General features: G+C 72.8%; 11 protein-coding genes and 1 pseudogene. All 12 read right to left on the minus strand.

What is annotated here, in order from left to right; translation table 11 throughout:
• Window positions 1-16: 16 nt before the first annotated feature.
• Complete coding sequence (locus tag ABJI51_RS40105; RefSeq protein ID WP_348956404.1) at window positions 17-775, minus strand: MHYT domain-containing protein; 759 nt, start codon at window positions 773-775, stop codon at window positions 17-19.
• A 20-nt stretch (window positions 776-795) separates the two neighbouring features.
• The gene (locus ABJI51_RS40110) at window positions 796-1,383 is read right to left on the minus strand and encodes a GTP-binding protein (protein ID WP_348956405.1); all 588 of its coding nucleotides are present in this window, start codon (window positions 1,381-1,383) and stop codon (window positions 796-798) included.
• Window positions 1,364-1,741 carry a DUF742 domain-containing protein gene (locus tag ABJI51_RS40115; protein WP_348956406.1) on the minus strand — a complete coding sequence of 126 codons (378 nt, stop codon included), beginning with the start codon at window positions 1,739-1,741 and terminating at the stop codon, window positions 1,364-1,366. The genes ABJI51_RS40110 and ABJI51_RS40115 overlap by 20 nt, the downstream gene beginning before the upstream one ends.
• Entirely contained in the window at window positions 1,738-2,172 is a 435-nt protein-coding gene (locus ABJI51_RS40120) for a roadblock/LC7 domain-containing protein (protein WP_348956407.1), read from the minus strand. Before ABJI51_RS40120 ends, ABJI51_RS40115 begins: the two co-directional genes overlap by 4 nt.
• Entirely contained in the window at window positions 2,172-4,379 is a 2,208-nt protein-coding gene (locus ABJI51_RS40125; protein WP_431605713.1) for a HAMP domain-containing sensor histidine kinase, read from the minus strand. The genes ABJI51_RS40120 and ABJI51_RS40125 overlap by 1 nt, the downstream gene beginning before the upstream one ends.
• A 341-nt stretch (window positions 4,380-4,720) precedes the next feature.
• On the minus strand, window positions 4,721-6,208 hold the full coding sequence (locus ABJI51_RS40130) for a PKD domain-containing protein (protein WP_348956409.1): 1,488 nt from the start codon (window positions 6,206-6,208) through the stop codon (window positions 4,721-4,723).
• A gap of 17 nt (window positions 6,209-6,225) precedes the next feature.
• Complete coding sequence (locus tag ABJI51_RS40135) at window positions 6,226-7,716, minus strand: PKD domain-containing protein (protein ID WP_348956410.1); 1,491 nt, start codon at window positions 7,714-7,716, stop codon at window positions 6,226-6,228.
• A gap of 173 nt (window positions 7,717-7,889) precedes the next feature.
• On the minus strand, window positions 7,890-8,636 hold the full coding sequence (locus tag ABJI51_RS40140) for a thioesterase II family protein (RefSeq protein ID WP_348956411.1): 747 nt from the start codon (window positions 8,634-8,636) through the stop codon (window positions 7,890-7,892).
• Entirely contained in the window at window positions 8,633-9,853 is a 1,221-nt protein-coding gene (locus tag ABJI51_RS40145; RefSeq protein ID WP_348956444.1) for a cytochrome P450, read from the minus strand. Before ABJI51_RS40145 ends, ABJI51_RS40140 begins: the two co-directional genes overlap by 4 nt.
• Before the next feature lie 5 nt (window positions 9,854-9,858).
• Window positions 9,859-11,082 carry a cytochrome P450 gene (locus ABJI51_RS40150; RefSeq protein WP_348956412.1) on the minus strand — a complete coding sequence of 408 codons (1,224 nt, stop codon included), beginning with the start codon at window positions 11,080-11,082 and terminating at the stop codon, window positions 9,859-9,861.
• Complete coding sequence (locus ABJI51_RS40155) at window positions 11,079-12,299, minus strand: cytochrome P450 (protein WP_348956413.1); 1,221 nt, start codon at window positions 12,297-12,299, stop codon at window positions 11,079-11,081. The genes ABJI51_RS40150 and ABJI51_RS40155 overlap by 4 nt, the downstream gene beginning before the upstream one ends.
• 47 nt (window positions 12,300-12,346) lie before the next feature.
• Window positions 12,347-23,080, minus strand: a pseudogene (locus tag ABJI51_RS40160) (SDR family NAD(P)-dependent oxidoreductase); the annotation flags it as partial.
• Window positions 23,081-23,096 lie beyond the last annotated feature (16 nt).

A 23,096-nucleotide genomic window follows, 5' to 3' on the forward strand; every position in this document is an offset into this window, starting at 1 on the left:
CGATCGGTTCACACAGTCAGGAAACCACCGTCGTGTGCCGGGGCGCTTCCGAACTCGACGTTGCCATCAGCACCGCGCAGATCGGCACCGCCATGGCCAATGCCGCCAGGACGAACACCGGGAACAGGAACGAAAACACCTCCGTCCCCGATGGGTCCGGCGCCGCCGGGTCCAAGTGGAGACGGACCGCCGCCATGCCCGTGTAGTGCATTCCCGTCACCGCCGCCCCCATCACCAGGCCCGCCGCCAGGCGGGGCAGGAGCTTGTCCAGTCCCACCGTGAACCACAGGGCCGCCGTGGCCGCCACCACCGCGATCACCACCGACAGCGCCACCAGTGCCGGGTCGTAGCCGATCGTTCCCTTCACCTGGACCGCCCACATTCCCGTGTAGTGCATGACGTTCACCGCCAGGCCCGTCAGCAGCCCGCCCAGCAGCAGCCGCTTCCACGCGAACCGGTTGCGGACGCCGAACACCAGCAGCCCGCAGAACACCGCCACCACCGACAGGACCGCCGACAGCGCCGTGCGGAGGACGTCGTAACGAACCGGGAGGCCCGGGGTCGCGAAGCCGAGCATCGCGATGAAGTGCATCACCCAGATGCCCACCCCGCCGATCGACACCGCCGCCAGCACCAGCCACGTCAGGCGGGCGCGGGGGCTGTCGGTCGACCTCGCCTGCAGGGTGCAGGCCAGGCCCAGCGCGCAGCCCACCACCGAGGTCAGGTACGCGAGCACGATGAGCCACGAGCCCATCGCGAAATCTTGGTGGTCCATCGGCATTTCCGGGGCTCCTGTCAGGCTTTCCGTTGTCTGGGGGCGTGCAGCTCGGCGAGCGCGTGCTCGGCCGCGGCGATGAGGGTCTGCTTCGTCGACTCCGGTGACCGCGCGTCACACGTGATCACCTGGACCGCCGACGGGATCTTGAGGGCTTCGCGCACCTGGTCGGGCGCGTGCTGGCGGGTTCCCTGGAACTGGTTGATCGCCACCAGGAACGGCAGCCCGCGGGACTCGAAGAAGTCGATCGGGGCGAAACAGTCCGCCAGGCGGCGCGTGTCCACCAGGACGATCGCCGCCACCGCGCCGCAGACCAGGTCGTCCCACATGAACCAGAAGCGGTGCTGGCCCGGCGTTCCGAACACGTACAGCACCAGGTCGTCGGACAGGGTGAGCCTGCCGAAGTCCATCGCCACCGTCGTGGCGAACTTGCCGGGGACCGCTTCGGTCCGGTCGACGCCGACGGCCGCCGTGGTCATCAGGGCCTCGGTTCGCAGCGGGTTGATTTCCGAGACCGCGCCGACGAACGTCGTCTTGCCGGCGCCGAACCCGCCTGCCACGACGATCTTGGCCGAGGAGATCTTCCGATCAGAGTGCACGTAGTCCACTGAGGACCCTTTCGAGCAGGTCGTTCCGTTCGTCCCAGGAGGCGTCGGTGGTGAGCGTGTCGCGGATGGACACCTGGCCGGCGCTGAGCAGGTCGCCGATGAGCACCCTGGCCACGCCCAGCGGCACGCCGAGGTGCGCCGCGACCTCCGCCACCGACCGCTGGTGCAGGCACAGCTGCGTCACCACCGCCAGGGGGTTCGTCGGGCTGTACGGCGCCGTCCGCCCCTCCGGCGTCGTCTCCACCAGCGCTTCCACCGCCAGGTCCACCGTCGGCCGGGTGCGGCCGGCGGTCCACGCGTACGGGCGGGCCAGTGACGCCGCGTGCCGCCCGCCTTCGCGTCGCCGGCCTTCGGTCACCGGGCCGCTCCCGGGGACGCCGCGGGCCGCGCCGGGGTCTCGACCATCTTGCCGACGCGGTCGACGAGCAACGTCATCTCGTAGCCGACCAGCCCGATGTCGCAGCCCGGGTTGGCCAGGACCACCAGGTTCGAGCCGTCGCCCACGTTCATCAGCAGCAGGAATCCCTGCTCCATCTCGATCACCGACTGCACCACGCGGCCCGCGGTGAACAGGTCGGCGGTGCCGAGCGCGAGGCTCGCGAGGCCGGACGCGATCGCCGAGAGCTGGTCGGCCCGGTCGCGCGGCAGGTCGTCGTTCGCCGCGACGAGCAGCCCGTCCGCCGAGACGAGCGCGGCGTGCGCGACCCCGGGCACCTCCTGGGTGAACGCCGACACCAGCCAGTTCCGCGACCGCTCGGCCACTTCCGCTCCTTCCTGCCGGGTGCTCATCACTGCTGCTCCGCCTCCGGCTCGGCCGCGACCCGGTGGCGGGCCGCGCGCATGCCGCTGTAGTGCCGGGAAAGGTTGTTGCGTACCGCGGCCGGGTCGCGGAACGACGTGTCGGGCGGCTGCCCGCGGCGCGGGGCGACCGAGCCCGGCGCCAGCTGCGCCCCCGGCTGCCGGGTCGGCAGACCCGAGTCGGTGAACTCGACGTCGTCGAGCGTGCCGACCGCGGCTTCCGCGGCCTGCCGGACCGGGTCCGCCGGGGTCGTCCAGGCGCCCGGCCTGCCCGGTTTCGCCGGGGCGTCGGTGAACCAGTGCGACAGCATCTGGTCGAAGATCGGGGTTGGCAGGGTTTGATTGGACAGGGTTTGATTGGACAGAGTTTGTTCCACGACGGCGGCGGCGGGGGCCGGGCCGGGATCCTCGGCGGGCCAGCGGGGTTCCAGTTCGTGCCGGGCGGCGCCGTTGACGGCCGCGGGCAGTCCCGCGGGGCCGGGCCGCGGTGGCAGGTCGACCAGGATCAGCACGCCGGGGACGTGCACGCTGGCGGTGATGCCGGCGCTCGCCGTGCGGGTGGTCGTCGGCCGCAGCCGGACGGTGATGCCGTGGGACGCCGCCAGCCTGCTCACCACGAACAGGCCCATCCGGCGGGTGGTCTCCGGGCTGACCGCGGCGCCGGCGGCGAGCCGGGCGTTCGCCGCGTCGAGGTCGTCGCGGGTCATGCCGAGCCCGACGTCGACGACCTCGATCAGCAGGCCGCCGTCGAAGCCGCGGTCGGCGGTGAGCACGACCTGCTCGTCCGGCGGCGACGAGCGGATGGCGTTCTCCAGCAGCTCGGCGAGGATGTGCACGACGTCGGCGGCGGCTTCGGACTGCACCGATCCGCGCGGCGCGTTGCCGAGCGTGACGCGCTGGTAGTCCTTGACCTCCGAGGTCGCCGCACGCAGCAGCTCGACCGTCGCGACCGGGCCGACGTCGCGGCGCACCGGCCGTCCGCCCGCGAGGACCTGCAGGTTCTCGCCGTTGCGCCGCAGCCGGGTGGCGATGTGGTCGATCTGGAACAGCTCGGCCAGCCGCTGCGGGTCCTGTTCGTCGGCTTCGAGGTCCTCGATCACCGACAGCTGCAGCTCCACCAGCGACTGGCTGCGCCGCGACAGCGTCATGAACATCTCGCTGACCTGGATGCGCATCTCGGCCTGCTCGCCGACGGCCAGCCGCACCGCCTGCCGGTGCATGTCGTCGAAGGCCCGCGCGAGCTGCCCGATCTCCTCGTCGGAGGCGATGGGCAGCGGCGGGGTGGCCCGCCAGTCGACGTCGTCGCCTTCGCGGATGCGCTCGATGGTGGCGGGCAGGCGGCGGCGCGCGGTGTCGAGCGCGGCGGCGTGCAGCCGCCGGATCGGCACGACCACCGACCGCGCCACGGCGAGGGCGATGGCGAGCGCGCCGAGCAGCGACGCGAGCACCAGCGCGGCGTCGCGCAGCGCGGCGGACCGGGCGAGGTTGGTCTGCACGCCGACGGCGTCCGACAGGGTCTTCACCTGCTCGGCGAGGATGCTGCCGAGCGTCTCGCGTTTCGCGGCGGCCCCGCCGGCCCCGGGACTGGTGGCCGCGGCGAACCGCGCGGCGGCGGCCCCGCCGGGCAGTGCCCGCCGGATCTGGCCGGTGAGCACGGTTTCCTCGGCGGTGGCCCGCTCGACGGCCACGCGGTCGGTCCCGCCGGTGAGTGCTTCCTGATCGGCGAGGCTGGTCCGCAGCTGCACCAGCGATTTCGTGATCGTCGCCGAGGCGTCGAGATCGGCATTGGCGGACTGGCCGACGATGCCGGGGATCACTTCGCTGAGCGCGACGGTGAAGTCGTGGTAGGCGGCGGCTTTCGCCGCTGTCGAACCGCTCTGCTGGCGCAGGTCGGCCAATTTCCCCAGCTGATCTTCCAATACACCGGACAGTTCCGGCTTGAGCTGCGCAAATGCGGCGTCGTGCCGGACGGAGGCGGCTTTCGCGTCGACCGCGGCGGTCTGCGCGGCGGCGCCGTCGTGGATCATCTCGTCGTCGACGAGCCCGGCCAGTTCGGAAATCCCCTGCACGACGGGCATCTGGTCCCGCACGGCGCTGAGCCCGCCGGCACGGGCGAGTTCCCCCTGCACGCGGGCGCCTGCCAGCAGCAGCGCGACGAGGACGGGCAGCAACAGCACCACGGAGATCTTGGTGCGCAGCCGCCAGGTGCCCGGATTCCAGGAGACGGCCGAACGACGGGATGCGGGTTGATCTTCTTTCATCGGTGGCGTGGCTCGATTCGTACCGGTGGCCCGAGAACGATTTCCGGTTCCTTTTCCGCGGAATTCAGCCGGAGACGTAACTCCGGAGACCGCGGTGTTGTCAAGGAACGCGAGCCGTTTCCCCCGTACGCATCAGCTACACAGGGTGAAGTTCCACAGCACGGGATTTTACCCTTGCGGAGGGTGAAGAAAGATCCAAGATCGGACGGAAAGCCTTGCGGAGTAGGTGAATTTCCGCCGGGGCGGGGCGCACCCGGCCCGCCCCGGCGGAAACCGGCTCAGCTCGCCTTGACGCCGCTCGCGGGACTGACCGTGGTCACCGCGGTCAGCCGGTTGTCCACGGCGTGGCTGTCGCCGTCGTAGCGGCCGTCGATGGTCGCGAACACCTCGAACTCCGCCTGCCCCGCCGCGGCGTCGGCCGCCGTGTAGGTGTAGGCGAAGGGGAACTCGACCCGGCTGCCCTTGGCCACCCACTGGGTCAGCGTGCCGATGTCCTGGTAGTAGCCGCTCTCGGTCTTCCGGCGGAACGAGACGACGACCTTCTCGTCGTAGCGGGTGTTCACGACCGACACCTTGACCGGCTTGGTCTGGCCCGCCCGCGCCGTCGCCGGGAGGGACAGCCCGGTGAGGGCGACGTCGTGCGTCTCGACGTGCACGGTCTGGACGCCGGTCCCGGTGCGGCCGTCGTCGGTCGTCGCAGTGATCTCCATGCGGTAGTCGCCGTCGGCGGCGTACCGGTGCGTCACCGGGGTGTTCCCGGTGAGGGTCACCGAGGCACCGTCGCCGAACCGCAGTTCACCGCTGACCAGCGGGCGGCCGAGGCTGTCGCCCGCGTACGGCGAGAAGGAGACGTCGTCGAACACCGAGGGCGTGCCGGGCTGCAGGTAGGCGTTGGGGGTCAGCGCCGGCGCGGTCGTGAGGCGCATGTCGTACCAGGACGCGCCCTCGGCGTCGTCGGCGATCCGGATCCAGTACTGCTGTCCGGCGGCGGCGGTGAACACCGGCCGCTTGTTGCCGCCACCGGCGGCCACACAGTCCACTTCGGACAGTGTGTCGCGCGTGGCGCCCCGGTACACGGTGACCGACGGCGACCAGCGCGAACGCGCTTCGACGCTGATCGACCGCGTGCGGTCGGGGGTGTACCGGAACCAGACGGAGTGGTCGGCACCGGGGTTGCACGAGGGCATCGCCTCGCCCGGCTCCGCCGAGGCCCGGGTCAGGTCGCCCGAGTACGTCCCGGGCACCGTGGCCGGGGTGGCCGCCGCGAAGTCGTCGTTGGGTGACGGCGAGACGGCGGCGAGGTCCAGCGTGACCGGGCCCGGCACGCCGTAGTAGTCCTGGAACAGCATGATGTGGTACGTCTGCCCGGCGGTGACGGGGAACGTCGCGGACGGGCCGTTGTTGTACTGCGCGCAGGCTCCCGGCACCTGGGTCAGGGCACCGCGGTCGCCGGTGTACACGGCGACGAACGGCCGGGCGCCGGAGCCGGAGCCGGACGGCAGCGCCCGGACCAGCCCGTTCGCGGGGGCGGTGTAGCTGTACCACACGCTCCGGCGGATCTGGGAGTAGCACGACGTCGGGTCGTCGGACGCGGCCGTGGCGTCCGCGATGTCCTGGGTGGCGCGGAACGGCAGGGCGCCGACGGTCGCCGGGCTGCCGAAGTCGTCGTTGGACGGCGTCTCGGCGTGGGCGGTGGCCGGCGTGACCACGGCGGCCGCGATCGCGAGGCCGGCGACCAGCAGGCGCGTGAGAACGGTGTGCTTCATTGCGGATCCCCCTGCGCTCAGACGGCCACGACGTGCGTGCCGCGCGGATTCACGGTCGTGGCGATGGCGATCACTTCGTTGTCCATCGGCCGGGCGTCGGTCACCGGGTAGTCCAGCCGCAGCTCGGCCCGGAAGGCCACCTTGCCGACGGCCGCGTCGTCGGGCGTGAAGGTGTAGGAGAAGGGGAACCGGACCGTCCGGGTGGGCCGCGCGGGGACCTGCAGGGTCAGCCTGCCGACCTCCCGCCAGAACGTCCCGTCGTGCTTGGTCAGCACCACCGTCGCCGTTTCGGTGTACCGGGTGTTGCTCACGTCGACCGAGATCGGCTTGCTCTCCCCTTCGCGCGCCGAAGTGGGCACGGTGAACTTGGCGATGCCGACGTCGTGCGTGAGCACGGTGACCTGCCGCGTCACGGTGGCCGTCCGGCCGTCCGGCGACGTGGCGTGCGCGGTGAGGGTGTACGTGCCGTCCTTGGCGTAGCGGTGCGAGACGGACTGGGTGGTCGCCGGTGCCGTGGCGCCGTCGCCGAAGTCCCACGCCACGGTCATCGGCTTGTCGATGTCGTTCCACGACTCGGCGGAGAACGACACGGTGTCGTAGACGCTCGGGGACGACGGCGACTGGTAGACCGACGGCTGCAGGGCCGGCGCGTCGTCGAGGGTCAGCGTGACCGGCTCGTAGGCACGGGCGGGCCCGGTGACGCGGACGTAGTACGTCGTGCCCGTCTCGGCGCGGAAGGCCTTGGGGCTCCAGGAGGAACTGTCCTGGCAGGTCACCTGCTTCAGCTCCGGCAGGACGGCGCCGGTGTACACGGTGACGTCCGAGCCGCTGCCGCTGACCTTTGCGGTGACCGACTTCGCCGGGCCCGGGTTGGTGTAGGAGTACCACACCGAGGGCACGGTTTCGTCGTACACGCACGTCGACTCCGGTTCGTCGGTCTCGAAGGACGCGACCGAGAAGTCCGGCTGCGCAGTGAACGGCAGCGCGGGCACCGGCTGTGCCGCGGCGAACGCGTCGTTGGCCGCGGGCGCGACGGAATCGAGCGAAAAGGACAGCGCGCCACCGGGGACGTCGTAGCCGGAAACCATGAAGTAGTACGTCGTACCGGCGGTCGCCCGGAACGTCATCGTCCCGTTCGCCCCGGAATCGCACGCATTGTCCACTCCGCGAAGGTCGCCACGGGTGCCGGTGTTGGCCGCGACGATCATCTGCCGGTCACTGCCCTTGGTGGACGCACGCAGGTAGCCGTCCGCGGTCGCGGTGTAGTGGAACCAGACGCTGCCGCGGACGTCGTAGAGCTGGCACCAGAGCGGGTCGTCGGGAGCCAGGGTGGCCTCACTGGTGTCCTGCTGCGTGGTGAACGGCAGGGCCGTGATGGCCGTCGAGTGGTCGAAGTCGTCATTGGACGGTGCCTCCGCGTGCGCCACGCCCGGGACGAGCAGCGCGAGCACGGCGGTGAGCACGGCGGTCAAGGCGATCCGGCCGCGCGATCGCAAGGACAGCAGCACGAGTCATCCCCCCAGCTGAGTTCGGTCCCCACCCGGTGATGGGGCTCCCCGCCGGGCACATCGCCGGACACCCGTCCGATGTGACCGGTCGGCCGAGAGTTAGCCCGGATGCCTCAACCGCGCTACTGCGGGTAGACCGCGGGGTGCGGACCACCCGCACCCCGCGGTCCGGCTCAGGCCGGAACCCGGCCGAGCAGCCGCTCGCTCATCGTCCGCAGCAGCACGTCCTGGTGCCGCGTGAGGAAGAAGTGGCCGCCCGGCAACGCGACCAGGTCGAACCCGCCGGTCGTGTGCTCCGCCCACGCCGAGACCTCCTCCACCGACGCCACCGGGTCCTCGGTGCCGGTGAACGCCACCACCGGGGTGGCCAGCCGGACGCCCGGCGGGTGGCGGTAGGTCTCCACCGCCCGGTAGTCGTTGCGCAGCACCGGGAGGATCATCCGGACCACTTCGTCGTCGCCGAGGAGGTTCGTCTCCGTGCCGCTCAGCCGGCGCAGCTCGGCCAGCACCCCCTCGTCCGAACGCGTGTGGACGCGGTCGTCGCGGTACCGGTCCGGGGCGCGGCGGCCGGAGACGAACAGCGTCACCGGGGCCGGGCCCGACGCCTCCAGGCGGCGGGTCACCTCGTACGCCACCATCGCGCCCATGCTGTGGCCGAACAGCGCCAGCGGCCGGTCGCCGAGGTCGCCCAGCAGCCGCGCGATCTCCTCGGCAAGGCCGTCGATCGTCGGCACGAACGGCTCCTGGCGCCGGTCCTGGCGGCCGGGGTACTGGACGGCCAGCACCTCGACGTCCGGGGCGAGTGCCCGCGACACCGGGAAGTAGAACGACGCCGAGCCGCCCGCGTGCGGCAGGCACACCAGGCGGGCCTTCGCCGCCGGGGCCGGGTGGAAGCGGCGGAACCAGCGGTCGGCGGTCACCACGTCACCGGCAGCTCGGCGACGCGGTAGACGCCCAGCCCGCCCGGCGGCACCTCCTCGGCGGGCACCGCCAGCCGCAGGCCCGGCAGGCGCGCGAACAGCGTCGAGAAGACGACCTCGAGCGCGGCCGTCGCGAAGTTCATCGCGACGCACTGGTGCGGGCCGTGGCCGAAGGTCAGGTGCGTCTTGTGGTCGCGGCGCAGGTCCAGCTCGTGCGGCTCGGGGAAGGCCGCCGGGTCGCGGTTGACCGCCGGTGTCGCCAGGATGATGCCCTCGCCCGCGCGGACGGTCTGCCCGCCGATCTCGATGTCCTCGGTGGCCAGCCGCGAGATGATGTCGCCCGCGGAGATGTAACGCAGCAGCTCCTCGACCGCGCGCGGCGCCGCGCCTGCCGGGTCGTTGCGCAGGATGTCGGCCTGCGCCGGGTTGTCCAGCACCGCGAACGCGCCCAGCGAGATCATCGTCATCGTCGACTCGTTGCCCGACACCGTCACCAGCATCGCCGAGTTGAGCAGCTGCTGGAAGCCGATCTCGCCCGGGCGCTCGTCGAAGCTGGTCACCATGTGCGTGGCCAGGTCCTCGCCCGGCTCGGCGCGCTTGCGCTCGAAGAGCTTCGTGTAGAAGTCCGACAGCGTGTAGATGGCCGGGACCATCATGTCCGGCCGGGTCGCCAGGTACTGGACGTGCTCGGTGTAGACCGCGCGGTCCTCCTCCGGCACGCCGAACAGCTCGGCCATCATCATCGACGGGAACGGCACGGCGAACGCCGACACCAGGTCCGCGCCGGGGCCGTCGGCGAGCATGCCGTCGATCAGCTCGTCGACGATCTTCTGGATCTTCGGCCGCATCGCCTTGGCCTGGCGCAGCGTGAAGCTGGGGATGACCAGGCGGCGCTGGGTGTTGTGCTCGGGGTCGTCGAGCTGCGCGAACGTCAGCGCGTCGCCCTCGGGCACCGGCTGCGGCATCCCGGTGCCGGGCATGATCTTCGCGTTGTTCGGGAAGTCGGGGTGCGCGCGGGCGGCCGACAGCCGCGGGTCGGCCAGCAGCGCGCGGGCCTCGGCGTAGCCGGTGACGACCCAGGCCTGCTTGCCGTCGACGAGCTTCACCTTCGACAGCGGCGCCTTCTCGTGCAGCTCCGAGTACGCGGCGGGCGGGTGGTACGGGCACTTGCCGCGCGGGAGCGGGAACGACGGCACCTCGGTGGCGGCATCGAGCATTTCGGTCACGGGAGGATCTCTCCGATCGGTTGGGTGGTGCTGACGACCAGCGGGACCCGCTTCGGTCCGAACAGCAGATGGGATTCCTGGTACTCGACGACGCCGTCGACCGTCCACATCGGAAGGTGGTCGAACAGCGCGTTCAGCGCGCCGGTGATTTCCACGCGGGCGAGCATCGCGCCGAGGCAGAAGTGGATGCCGTGCCCGAACGTCAGGTGCCGGTTCGGGCTGCGGCGGATGTCGAACACCCTGGGGTCGGCGAACACGGCCTCGTCGTAGTTCGCCGAAAGCATCCACGGCACGACGATCGCGCCCGCCGGGATCGGGTGGCCGCCGATCTCGGTGTCCACTGTGGTGTATCGCTGCAGCCGCGTGGACGGCGGGCGGCAGCGCAGCACTTCTTCGACCGCGCCCGGGATCAGCGACCGGTCGGCCCGCAGTTCGGCCTGCGCGTCCGGGTGCTCGGCCAGCAGCACCAGGGCGTGCCCGAGCACGGCCGCGGTGGTGAGGTGCCCGGCCTGCAGGATCTGCACGGCCAGGCTGGCCACCTCCGGGTCGGCCAGGCGCTCACCGTCCAGCTGCGCGCGCACGAGGTCGGAGATCAGCCCGGGTCCCGGTTCGGCGCGGCGCCGCGCGCACAGCTGGAGCAGGTAGCCCATGAGTTCGAGGAACGGGCCGCCCAGTGCGCTGCCTGCCGCGGCGCGCACGGCCGCCTCGTCGGTGAGGTCCGGCGGCTCGATCGCCATGATCTGCTCGACCAGCGCGCGGAACGCCCCGGCGTCGGCGGCCGGGATGCCGAACAGCTCGGCGATCATCGTCGCGGGCAGCTCGACGGTGAAGTGCTCGACCGCGTCGAAACCGCCCGACGGCGCCCGCTCCAGCAGGCCGGCCGCGATCTCGGCCACCCGCGGGCCGAGGTCGCGCATCTTCCGCGGGGTGAACGCCTGCGCCGCCAGCCGCCGCAGCTTGCCGTGCTGCGGCGGGTCGGCGACGAGCATCATGCCCTCGGTCATGTTCGGCACGTCGTCGGGCAGCACGCGGGCCGGGTTGCTGGAGAACGTCGCCGGGTCCTTGGTGACGCGCTCGACGTCGGCGTGGGAGAAGACGTGGTGCGCGCCGGACGCGTCGACGTACACCCCGCTCTCCCGTTTCCGGCGCAGCCAGGCCAGCTGCTCGCCCGGGCCCAATCGCGCCGACGGGATGTCCTCTGTGGACAGACTGCTGGTCACGCCCGCTTCACCCGGATCCGGACGCTCTTCGGCGTGAACAGCTCGCTTTCGTAGAACTCGACCGGCTCGCCGTCGAGGACCTCGATCGAGGAGAACCGGCGCAGCAGGGCCTCGATGCCGAACTTCGCCTCGGTCTTGGCCAGCGCGGCGCCGAAGCAGTAGTGGATGCCGTGGCCGAAGGTGAGGTTGCGGCCGGCGCCGCGGTCGATGTCGAAGACGTCGGGGTTCGCGAACACCTTCTCGTCGTGGTTGGCCGACAGCAGCGACAGGAACACCATGCTCTTGGCCGGGATGTCCACCCCGCCCAGCTGGGTGTCGGCGGTGGTGAACCGCTGCAGGCGCGGCACCGGCGGGGTGAACCGCAGTGCCTCGTCGACCGCGGCCGGGATCAGCGCCGGGTCGGTGCGCAGGCGCGACTCGACCTCGGAGTGCTCGGCCAGCCGCAGCACGAAGTTCGCCAGCACCGACGCCGAGGTGATGTGCCCGGCCTGCAGCAGCTGGATGGCGAGGTTGACGGCCTCGTGGTCGGCGAGGCGCTCACCGTCCACTTCGGCCTGGAGCAGGTCGCTGATGAAGCCGTCACGCGGGTTCGCGCGCAGCTCGGCGCACAGCCCCGCCATGTACTGCTGCATCTGGACGAGCGGGCCGAACATGGCGGCCTGCATGGCGGCGTCCATCTCCTGCGCGTCGTTCGGGTTCGGCACGGTGACCTGCAGCAGCTGCTCGGTCCAGGTGATGAACTGCGGCAGGTCGGTCTTCGGGATGCCGAGCAGCTCGGAGACCACGACCAGCGGCAGGTACTGCGAGAACGCCGTGACGAAGTCGAACTCCTCGCCGGGAGCGGCGTCGAGCAGCTCCTCGGCGATCTGCGCGATGCGGTCGTTGAGGTCCTTGACGCGCTTGGGGGTGAACGCGGCGCTGGCGATCCGGCGGACCTTGGTGTGCGCGGGCGGGTCCATCACCGCGAGCATGCCTGCCGACAGCTCGGCGGCGGCCTGCGGCATCACGTGCGACGGGTCGCTGGAGAACGTGCCGGGATCGGCCAGCGCCTGCTGGACCTCGGCGTAGGTGAACACGTGGTGCATGCCGAACGGGTCGCGCAGCACCGGGTTGGCCGCGCGCATCCGGCCCAGCCACGGCAGCGTGTCCGACAGTCCGAACCGGACGGACGGGGGCAGCAGCGCCGGGTCGATCTGCGGCATGACGAAGTCGGTCATTGTCTTCCTTTTCTCGGGTTTCAGAGGTTCTCGAGCCAGGCGCGGACGGCGTCGGCGGTGGTCGCGGCGTGGTTTTCCATCATCGACCAGTGGTTTCCCGGCACGTCGACGCCGACGTGGGCGGGCGCCCAGGTCGGCCGCCACGCGTCGCTTTCGGAGCCGTCGGTGCCTTCGCCACCGACCGACTGCAGGGATTCGGTGGCGCGCACGAACAACGTCGGCACGGCGGTCTCCTCCGGCTCCCAGTCGGCGAAGACGCGGAAGTAGCAGCCCATGCCGGTCAGCCGCAGGTCGTCGATGCCGCCGACGGCCTCTTCGCGGTCCTGGGCGCTGGTGACGAACGTGCTCTTGAACCGGTCGATCTGCCCGCTCTGCGGCACGTAGGTGTCCATCAGCACGATGCCTTCGGGCGGCGAGCCGAGCCGCTCGAGGTGCGTCGCGACCGCGTGCGCCAGCCAGCCGCCCGACGAGTGTCCAAGAAGGACGAACGACGTGCCGCCCGCGGCGTTCCAGGCCAGTTCGGCCTGCAGCTCGACGGTGGCTTCGACGGTCGAGGGCAGCAGCTCGCCGGGCCGGAACCCGGGCGCGGGGATCATGGTCAGCTCGCGTTCCCCGCGGAACCCGGCGGCGAACCGCGCGTACTGCTGGGCGCCGGTGATGGCGACCGGCGCGGCGAAGCACAGCAGGCCGGGTGCGGCGTCGCCGCGGGCCAGCCGCACCGGTTCGGGCAGCTGCTTCAGGTCGCCGATGCTGTCGAACGACGGGCGCAGCCGTGAGGCCGCCTTGATGAACTCGACGGCTTCGGCGATCTTGCCTTCGTCGCAGGCCTTGCGGTAGAGGAGCTGGATCGAGCCGGTCTCCTCCTCGGCCGGGGTGTCCTCCGTTTCGGGGGTGTGCTCGGCGGGGACCAGCTCGCTGCCGAGGAAGGCGACGAGCGCGTCCGGCGTGGGGTGGTCGAAGACGAGCGTGGCGGGCAGCCGCAGGCCGGTGAGCCCGATCAGGCGGTTGCGCAGTTCGACGGCGGTCAGCGAGTCGAACCCCATCTCCGGGAAGCCGACCCCGGCCGGGATGGCGTCCGGGCCGGTGAACCCGAGCACGCCGGCAACCTGGGCGAGCACGACTTCGCGCAGGTTTTCGCTGGTGAGCGCGGTGGTTGCGGCCTCGGCGGCCTTCTTGAGGGCAGGCCGGACGAGCCCGCGCAGCAGCGGCGGCACGCCCCCGGTGCCGAACTGCCTGCGCAGCGCGGCGACGTCGAGGTGCATCGGCACCAGGACGGGTTCGGGGGTGGCCCGGGCGGCGTCGAAGAGGCGCAGGCCTTCGTCGGTGGACAGCGGCCGCAGCCCGGCCCGGCTCACCTTGGCCCGGCCTTCGGTGCCGAGTTCGCGGGTCAGGTCGCTGGCCTCGTCCCAGAGTCCCCAGGCGAGCGACCGGGCGGGCAGCCCGGCGGCGTGCCGGTGGGTGGCGAGGGCGTCGAGGTAGGCGTTGGCCGCCGCGTAGCCCGCCTGCCCCGCGTTGCCGAGAATCCCGGCGGCAGACGAGAACAGAACGAAGCCGGTCAGGTCATGGTCGCGGGTGAGTTCGTGCAGGTGCCACGCGGCGTCGGCCTTGGGCCGCAGGACGGCGGTGAGCCGGTCGGCGGTGAGGCCGTCGAGCAGGCCGTCGTCGAGGATCCCGGCGGCGTGGACGACCACGCGCAGCGGGAACTCGGCCGGGATGGCAGCCAGGACGCCCTCGAGCGCCGCGCGGTCGGCGGCATCGCACTCGGCGACGGTGACCCGGGCCCCGGCGGCGGTGAGGTCGGCGACGAGGGCGTCGGCCTTTTCGGCAGCGCGGCGGCTGGTCAGGACGATGTGCCCGGCCCCGGCCCGGGCCGCGTGGCGGGCGACGAGGCCGCCGAGGAGTCCGGTGCCGCCGGTGATGAGGACGGTGCCGGCCGGGTCGAACGCCGGTGCCCCGGCGGGCACGTCGGCCACGCGGGCCAGGCGCGGTGCGAGTACCTGCCCGTCTCGCACCGCGACCTGGGGCTCCTCGCCCGCCGCGAGCCGCGCCAGCAGCTCCGGCGGTGTCCCGGCTTCCGCGTCGATCAGCACGAACCGGCCCGGGTTCTCCGTCTGGGCCGAGCGCACCAGGCCCCACACCGCGGCCGCGGCCAGGTTCGGCACGTCCTCGCCCGGGCGGGCCGCCACTGCTTCCGTCGTCACGATGGCCAGGCGGCCCTGCGCCTCCTGGAGGCGGGCCAGCGTCGCCGCCGTGACCTCGTGCACGTCACCCGGCGGGACTTCGAACAGCTCAGCGCTGCCCGGAGCGGCCGGTGCGGCCACGGGTGTCCACTCCACGCGGAACAGCGGGTCGCGGCCCGGCGTGATCTTCGAGACCGGCCTGGTTGCCAGCGACTCGATCGTCGCCACCGGCGCACCCGTGACGTCCGCGATGTCGAGCCTGCCTCCCGCGCTCCGCACCCGGATCGCCGACGCCCCGACCGCGTGCAGGGTCACGCCGGTCCAGGCGAACGGCATCTGCGCGCCGCCGTCGGCGTCACCGGCCACCATGCCCGCGTGCAATGCCGCGTCCAGCAGCGCCGGGTGCAGGCCGTAGCCGTCGCCCGCGTCCACCGCGACCTCGGCGAAGACCTCCTCGCCGCGACGCCACACCGCACGCAGGCCCTGGAATGCCGGGCCGTAGCCGAATCCACGCTCCGCGAGCGCTTCGTAGGCGCCCTCGATGTCGACGGCCGTGGCGTCCGCGGGCGGCCACTCCGTCAGCGACACTCCCTGCGTCTCACCGAGAACGAGCGAACCGGACGCGTTGCGTGTCCACGGATCGTCCGAACCGGACAGTCGTGAGTGGATGGTCACCGCGCCGTCTTCACCGGCCACGACCTGTACTTGGACGCCGCCGGTGGCAGGCAGCACGATCGGCGCTTCCAGGGTCAGCTCCTCCAGCACCGGACGGCCCGCGTGGGCGCCCGCCTGCAGGGCGAGTTCGACCAGTGCGGTGCCGGGCACCAGGACCGTCCCGAGCAGGGCGTGGTCGGCCAGCCACGGGTGGGTGCGCAGCGACAGCACGCCCGTGCAGACCAGGCCACCGGACTCCGGCAGCGGGACGACCGCGCCGAGCAGCGGGTGGTCCGCCGTCGTCAGGCCCGCCGAGCCGACGTCGCCGGCGCCCGCCGGGGATTCGAGCCAGTACCGCTCGCGCTGGAAGGCATACGTCGGCAGGTCGACGCGCCGTCCGCCGTCGAGAGCCGCGGTCCAGTCGACCCGGACGCCCCGGACCCACGCCTCGGCGAGCGAGGCCAGCAGCCGCGCAGGCCCGCCGTCGTCGCGGCGGAGCGTGCCGACCGCGATCACGGCCTGGTCCGCGGTCTCCTCGATCGCCATGGTGAGCACCGGGTGCGGGCTGCACTCGACGAAGACGCCGTACCCCTGGCCCAGCAGCGTCGACGTCGCGCCCGCGAAGTCGACGGTCTCCCGCAGGTTCTTCGCCCAGTAGGCGGCGTCGAGTCCCGTGGTGTCGAGGAAGTCCCCGGTGACGGTCGAGCAGAACGGGATCTCGGCCGGGCGCGGGGTGATCGGCGCGAGGACTTCGAGGAGCCGGTCGTGGATCCGGTCGACGTGCGCGGAGTGCGACGCGTAGTCGACCGGGATCAGCTTCGCGCGGACGCCGTCGGCCGCGCAGCCCGCGACGAACTCGGCCAGCAGACCGGCGTCCCCGGACACGACGACCGAGGACGGCCCGTTGACCGCCGCCAGCGACAGTTCCCCGCCCCACCCGGCCAGCCGCTCGGCCGCCGCCTCGGCCGGCAGAGCCACCGACGCCATGCCGCCGTCACCGCCCAGGGCGAGGATTTCCTTGCTCCGCAGCGCGACGACCCGCGCACCGTCCTCAAGCGACAGTGCACCCGCAACGACGGCGGCGGCGATTTCGCCCTGACTGTGCCCGACCACGGCGGCGGGCTCGACACCGTGGGCACGCCAGACGGCGGCGAGCGAGACGAGCACCGCCCACAGCAACGGCTGGACGACGTCGACGCGGTCGAGGTCCCGGCCTTCCCGCAGCACGTCCACGACGGAGAAGTCCACATAGGACGACAGTGCGGCAGCGCATTCGGCGAGCCGTTCGGCGAACACCGGCGAGGAGTCCAGCAGGTCCACGGCCATCCGCGGCCACTGCGAACCCTGGCCGGGGAAGACGAACACGACCTTCCCCGGCCGGCCCGCGACGCCGGTCACAACCCGCGGGTGCGGGACACCCTGCGCAACGGCGTCCAGGGCGAACTCGGGCCCGATCACAACGGTCCGGTGCTCAAAGGTGGCCCGCGTAGTGGCCAGGGACCACGCGATGTCCAGCGGCTCCCCCTCAACCGACCGCAACGCCTCGGCCTGCCCACGCAGTGCCGCCTCACTCCGTGCCGAAATCACCCACGGCACCGGCTCGCCCAAACGCCCCAATGTGGCCTTGGGTGCGTCGGGGCGCTCTGGCGACTCCAAGATCACGTGCGCGTTCGTCCCGGAGACCCCGAAAGAGGACACAGCGGCCCGGCGCGGACGGCCGGTTTCGGGCCACGGCCGGGCCTCGGTCAGCAGCGACACCGCACCCGAGGACCAGTCCACATGCGGCGACGGCTCGTCGACGTGCAGGGTCGCCGGGAGCACGCCGTGGCGCATCGCCTCGACCATCTTGATCACGCCCGCGACCCCGGCCGCGGCCTGCGTGTGGCCGATGTTCGACTTCACCGAACCGAGCCACAGCGGCTCCGCCCGGTCCTGGCCGTAGGTCGCCAGCAACGCCTGTGCCTCGATCGGGTCGCCCAGCGACGTCCCGGTGCCGTGTGCCTCGACGGCGTCCACATCGGACGGTGACAGCCGCGCGGCAGCCAGTGCCGCCCGGATCACCCGTTGCTGCGCGGGACCGTTGGGTGCGGTCAGGCCGTTGGACGCGCCGTCCTGGTTGACCGCCGTGCCGCGGACCACCGCCAGCACCGGGTGCCCGAGCCGCTGGGCGTCGGACAGCCGTTCCACCAGCAGCATTCCGGCGCCCTCGGCCCAGCCGGTGCCGTCGGCGGACGCGGCGAAGGACTTGCAGCGCCCGTTCCCGGACAGCCCGCCCTGGCGGCTGAACTCGAGGAACGCGGTCGGGGTGAACATCAGCGTCACGCCGCCGACCAGCGCCATCGTGCACTCCCCCGACCGCAGCGACTGCGCGGCCAGGTGCAGGGCCACCAGCGACGACGAACACGCCGTGTCGATCGTGACTGCGGGCCCTTCGAGCCCGAACGTGTAGGCCACGCGCCCGGAGGCGACGCTGCCCGCGCTGCCGTTGCCGAGGTAGCCCGCGAGGTCGTCCGGAACGGCGGAGAGCCGCGAGACGTAGTCGTGGTACATCAGCCCGGCGAACACGCCGGTCCGGCTGCCCTTGACCGTGCCGGGGTCGATGCCGGCGCGCTCGAACGCCTCCCACGCTGTCTCCAGCAGCAGCCGGTGCTGCGGATCGATGGCCGTGGCCTCGCGCGGTGAGATGCCGAAGAACTCCGGGTCGAAGCGGTCGGCGTCGTAGAGGAAACCGCCTTCGGGCACGAAGTCGGTCTCGGGCAGGTCCCAGCCGCGGTCGGCAGGGAAGCCCGAAATGCCGTCGCGGCCGTCGGCGACCAGCTGCCAGAACTCCTCGGGCGAGGCGACCCCGCCGGGGTAGCGGCAGCTCATGCCGATGATGGCCAGGGGCTCGTCGGCCGGGACCGCGGCGGTGACGGGAGTCACCGGCGCCGCGGCGCCGCCCAGCTCCGCCACCAGGTGGTCCACCAGAGCCGCCGGGCTCGGGTAGTCGAAGATCAGGGTCGCGGGCAGCCGCAGCCCGGTCGCGCCGCCGAGCCGGTTGCGCAGCTCGACCGCGGTCAGCGAGTCGAAGCCGAGGTCCTTGAACGCGCCGTCGAGGTCGACCGCGGCGGCCGAGCCGTGCCCGAGCACCGCCGCGACGTGCGTGCTGACGACCTCGGCGAGGACGTCGCGGCGTTCCGGCTCGGCCAGCCCGGCCAGCCGCTGCGCGAGGTCCGCGTCGACCGCTTCGCCCGCGCGCCGCAGCGGCGTGCGGACCAGGCCGCGCAGCAGCCACGGCAGCATCCCGGCCGCGGCCTGCTTGCCCAGCACGGCGAGGTCGAGACGGCTCAGCAGCTGCACCGGCGCGGGCGACGCCAGCGCGGCGTCGAACAACGCGAGTCCATCCACTGTGGACAGCGGAATCATGCCGCCGCGGCTCATCCGGCGCAGGTCGGCGTCGGCGAGGTCCGCGGCCATGCCCTGGGCCCAGGCACCCCAGGCCATCGCGGTGCCCGGCAGGCCCTCGGCTCGCCGCCGGGTCATCAGCGCGTCGAGGAACGCGTTGGCCGCGGCGTAGTTGCCCTGCCCCGCGCCACCCATGATGCCCGCGGCGGAGGAGAACACCACGAACGCGGCCAGCGGCCGGTCCCTGGTCAGTTCGTGCAACGCCCACGCGGCGTCCACTTTGGGCCGGAACACGGTCTCGAACCGTTCCGGGGTCAGGGATTCCACGACACCGTCGTCGAGCACGCCCGCCGCGTGCACCACCGCGCACAGGTCCGGAATGCCGTCGAGCACACCGGCCAGCGCAGCACGGTCGGCGACGTCGCACGCCACCACCGAGGCTTCGGCGCCGAGCGCGGCCAGGTCGGCGACCAGGTCGGCGGCACCGGGCGTGTCCGGGCCACGGCGGCCGGTCAGGACCAGGCGGCGCACGCCCTGCCCGGCGAGGTGCCGGGCGGTCAGCGCGCCGATGCTGCCGAGCCCGCCGGTGACCAGCACCGTGCCGCCGAACTCCGGGGCGTCCACATCGGACGCCGGCGGGCGCACGACGCGCAGCATCCGCAGTTCGCCGTCGCGCAGGGTGAGCTGCGGTTCGCCGGTGGCGGCCGCGGCCGCGAGGACGTCGTCGGCCAGGTCCCCGGTGTCGATGTCGAGCAGCACGAACCGGCCGGGATTCTCCGACTGCGCGGCCCGCACGAGCCCCCAGGCGGCGGCCGCGGCGAGATCGGGGGTCTCGGCGACGGCACCGCGCGTCACGAGGACGAGGCGGCCGTCCTGTGATCCCGCAAGCCAGTCCTGGAGCAGGGTCAGGGTCGCGGCGGTCACCGAGCGGACCTGGTCGGGGACGTCACCGGTGGCCGAAGGCAGATACGCGACCTCGATCGATCCCTCGAAGTCTCCGGCCGGAGCCGGTTGCCAGTCCACAGTGAACAGAGCGTCACGCAGGCTGCGCGAAGCGTCCAGACCTTCGGCCGACACCGGCCGTGAAACCAGCGAACCGATGGTGGCGACCGGCTTCCCGGCCGGGTCGGCCAGCGTCAGCGACACCGCGCCGGTGCCCGCCGGGACCAGCCGGACCCGCACCGCGGCCGCACCGGCGGCGAACAGCGAGACGTCGGTCCAGGCGAACGGCAGCCGTCCCTCCGGCGCCGCGTCCGGCGTGGCCAGGCCCGCCGCGTGCAGGGTGGCGTCCAGGAGTGCCGGGTGTACGCCGAAACGCTCGGCATCCGCGGCGTGGTCCGCGTCGAGCGAGACCTCGGCGAACACCTCCTCGCCGCGCCGCCAGGCCGCGCGCAGGCCGCGGAACGCCGGTCCATAGTGGAATCCGGCGGACTCGACGGCGTCGTAGATCCCGTCCACCGGCACCGGTTCGGCACCCGGCGGCGGCCACTCGGTCAGGTCAGGCCCCGGCGGAACCGTTCCCGGCGCCAGGAATCCCGTGGCGTGCCGGACCCACGGCTCGTCGAAGGCGGCGCCGTCCGGCCGCGAGTGCAGCCCGACACTGCGGCGCCCGGCGGCGTCCGGGGCTCCGACCGCGAGCTGCACCTGGACCCCGCCGTCGCCGAGGACGAGCGGCGCTTCCAGGGTCAGCTCCTCGACGCGCCCGCAGCCCGCCTGCTCCCCGGCCCGCAGCGCCAGTTCCAGCATCGCGGTGCCCGGCAGCAGAACCGTGCCGAGCACGGCGTGGTCGGCCAGCCACGGGTGCACCCGCCGGGACAGCACGCCGGTGAACAGGAAGCCGTCGCCGCCGGCGAGGGAGACCGCGGCGCCGAGCAGCGGGTGTTCGGTCGCCCCCAGGCCGACCGAAGCCGCGTCGCCGCCGGTGTCCTTGGCCTCCAGCCAGTAGCGGTCGCGCTGGAAGGCGTACGTCGGGAGCGGGATCCGCCGCGCGCCCGTGCCCTCGAACACCGCTTCCCACGAGGGTTCGCGGCCGCGGGTGTGCAGGCCGGCGACCGCGGCCGCGAACGTCAGTGGTTCCGGTCGCTCGGGCCGCAGCGTGGCGACGGCGACGGCCTCTTCGGGCACCATCGCGGCCAACCGCCCGCCCGGGCCGACCTCGGCGAACGTCGTCACGCCCGCGTCGAGCAGCGTGGTGACGCCGTCGGCGAACCGGACGGTGGCCAGGACATGGGTGACCCAGTAGTCGGCGTCGAGGGACTCGACCGGCTTCCCGGTCACCGTCGAGACGATCGGGATGGCGGGCGTCCCGAAGGACAGCCCGGCGATCGCGGCCCGGAAGTCCGCGGTCATCGGCGCCATCAGCGGCGAGTGGAAGGCGTGGCTGGTCGCGAGTTCCCGCGTCTTGCGGCCCTTCTCGGCCCACGCGGCGGCGACGGCCGTGACGGCGTCGGCCGGGCCCGCGAGCACGACCGAGCCGGGGCCGTTGACGGCGGCGATCGCGACGTCGTCGGGCAGCGTCGGGGCGATTTCGGTTTCGCCCGCCTCGACCGCGACCATGACGCCGCCGGCGGGCAGGGCCTGCATCAGCCGGGCCCGCGCGGTGACCAGCGTGGCCGCGTCGGCCAGCGAGAACACCCCGGCGACGTGCGCCGCGGCGATCTCGCCGATCGAGTGCCCGAGCAGGAAGTCCGGCCGCACGCCCCACGCCTCGAGAAGCCGGAACAGCGCGACCTCGACGGCGAACAGCGCGGGCTGGGTGAACTCGGTGTCGTCCAGGCGGGCGCCGTCGAACACCGCCGTCCGCACGCCCGGGTCCAGTTCGGACAGTGCGGCGTCGAGGGCAGCGGCGAACACCGGGTACGCCGCATACAGTTCGGTGGCCATGCCCGCGTACTGGGCACCCTGCCCGGAGAACAGGAACGCGGTCTTGCCAGGGGCCGCGGTGCCGGTGACGGCGGTGGGCTTCCCGGCCGCAAGATCCGCCAGCCCGGCGAGCAGTTCCTCGCGGTCCCGGCCGAGCACGACGGCGCGGTGCGGGTGCCGCGCGCGGGTCGTGGTGGTGTAGGCGGCGTCCACAAGAGACACGTCACCGGCCAGGTGGTCCACAAGCGACTGTGCCTGCGCCGCGACGGCGTCCTGGGTCCGGGCCGAGATCAGGAGCGGCAGCACCGGCGGGTTCGTCCGCTCGCCCGCGTCGCTCTCCTCCGGCAGTTCGAGCACGACGTGCGTGTTCGTGCCGCTGACGCCGAACGACGACACGCCCGCGCGGCGCGGCCGTCCGGTCTCCGGCCACGGCCGCGCCTCGGTCAGCAGCTCGACGGCACCCGCGGTCCAGTCGACCCGCGGGTTCGGCTCGTCGACGTGCAGGGTCTTCGGCAGGACGCCGTGACGCATGGCCTGGACCATCTTGATCACGCCGCCGACACCCGCCGCGGCCTGGCTGTGCCCGATGTTCGACTTCAGCGAGCCCAGGTAGAGCGGTTCGGTGCGGTCCTGGCCGTAGGTGGCCAGCACCGCCTGCGCCTCGATCGGGTCGCCGAGCACGGTGCCGGTGCCGTGTGCCTCCACGGCGTCCACTTCGGACGGCTCCAGCCCGGCCGCCGCGAGTGCGTCGAGGATGACGCGCTGCTGGGCCGGGCCGTTGGGGGCGGTGAGGCCGTTGGACGCGCCGTCCTGGTTGACCGCCGTCCCGCGGACCACGGCCAGCACCGGATGTCCGAGGCGCCGGGCGTCGGAAAGCCGTTCCACCAGCAGCATCCCGGCGCCCTCGCCCCAGCTGGTGCCGTCGGCGGACGCGGCGAAGGACTTGCAGCGGCCGTCCGGGGCGAGGCCGCGGGCCCGGCTGAACTCGATGAACGCGGTCGGCGTGGACATCACGGTCACGCCGCCGGCCAGCGCCATCGTGCACTCGCCGCGGCGCAGCGCGGTGACGGCCAGGTGCAGCGCCACCAGCGACGACGAGCACGCCGTGTCGATGGTGAGCGCCGGGCCCTCCAGGCCGAAGGTGTAGGCGACGCGCCCGGAGGCGATGCTGCCCGCGCTGCCGTTGCCGATGAACCCTTCGAACCCGTCGGGCACCGGCTGCAGCCGCGCGGCGTAGTCGTTGTACATCACGCCGGCGAACACGCTGGTCTTGCTGCCCCGCAGCGACGACGGCGCCAGGCCCGCCGACTCGATGGCCTCCCACGACAGTTCCAGCAGCAGCCGCTGCTGCGGGTCCATGGCCAGCGCGTCCCGCGGCGAGATGCCGAAGAACGCCGGGTCGAAGTCGGCGGCCTCGCGCAGGAAGCCGCTTTCGCGCACGTAGTACGTCCCGAGCTGGTCGGGGTCCGGGTCGTAGAGCTTCTCCAGGTCCCAGCCGCGGTCGTCCGGGAACTCGCCGATGCCTTCGCGGCCGGAGTCGACGAGGTCCCACAGCCCGGCGGGATCGGTGGCGCCACCGGGGTACCGGCAGCTCATCCCGACAATGGCGATCGGCTCCCTGGCCTGGGCTTCCAGCTCGGCCAGCTGCGAGCGCGTCGCGCCGAGCCGCTGCCGCGCCTGCTGCAGGTCGGCCGTCGCCCGCTTCAGGTAGTCGCGG

The organism is Amycolatopsis melonis (assembly GCF_040064235.1).
In the GTDB taxonomy this organism is placed as follows: Bacteria; Actinomycetota; Actinomycetes; order Mycobacteriales; family Pseudonocardiaceae; genus Amycolatopsis; species Amycolatopsis melonis.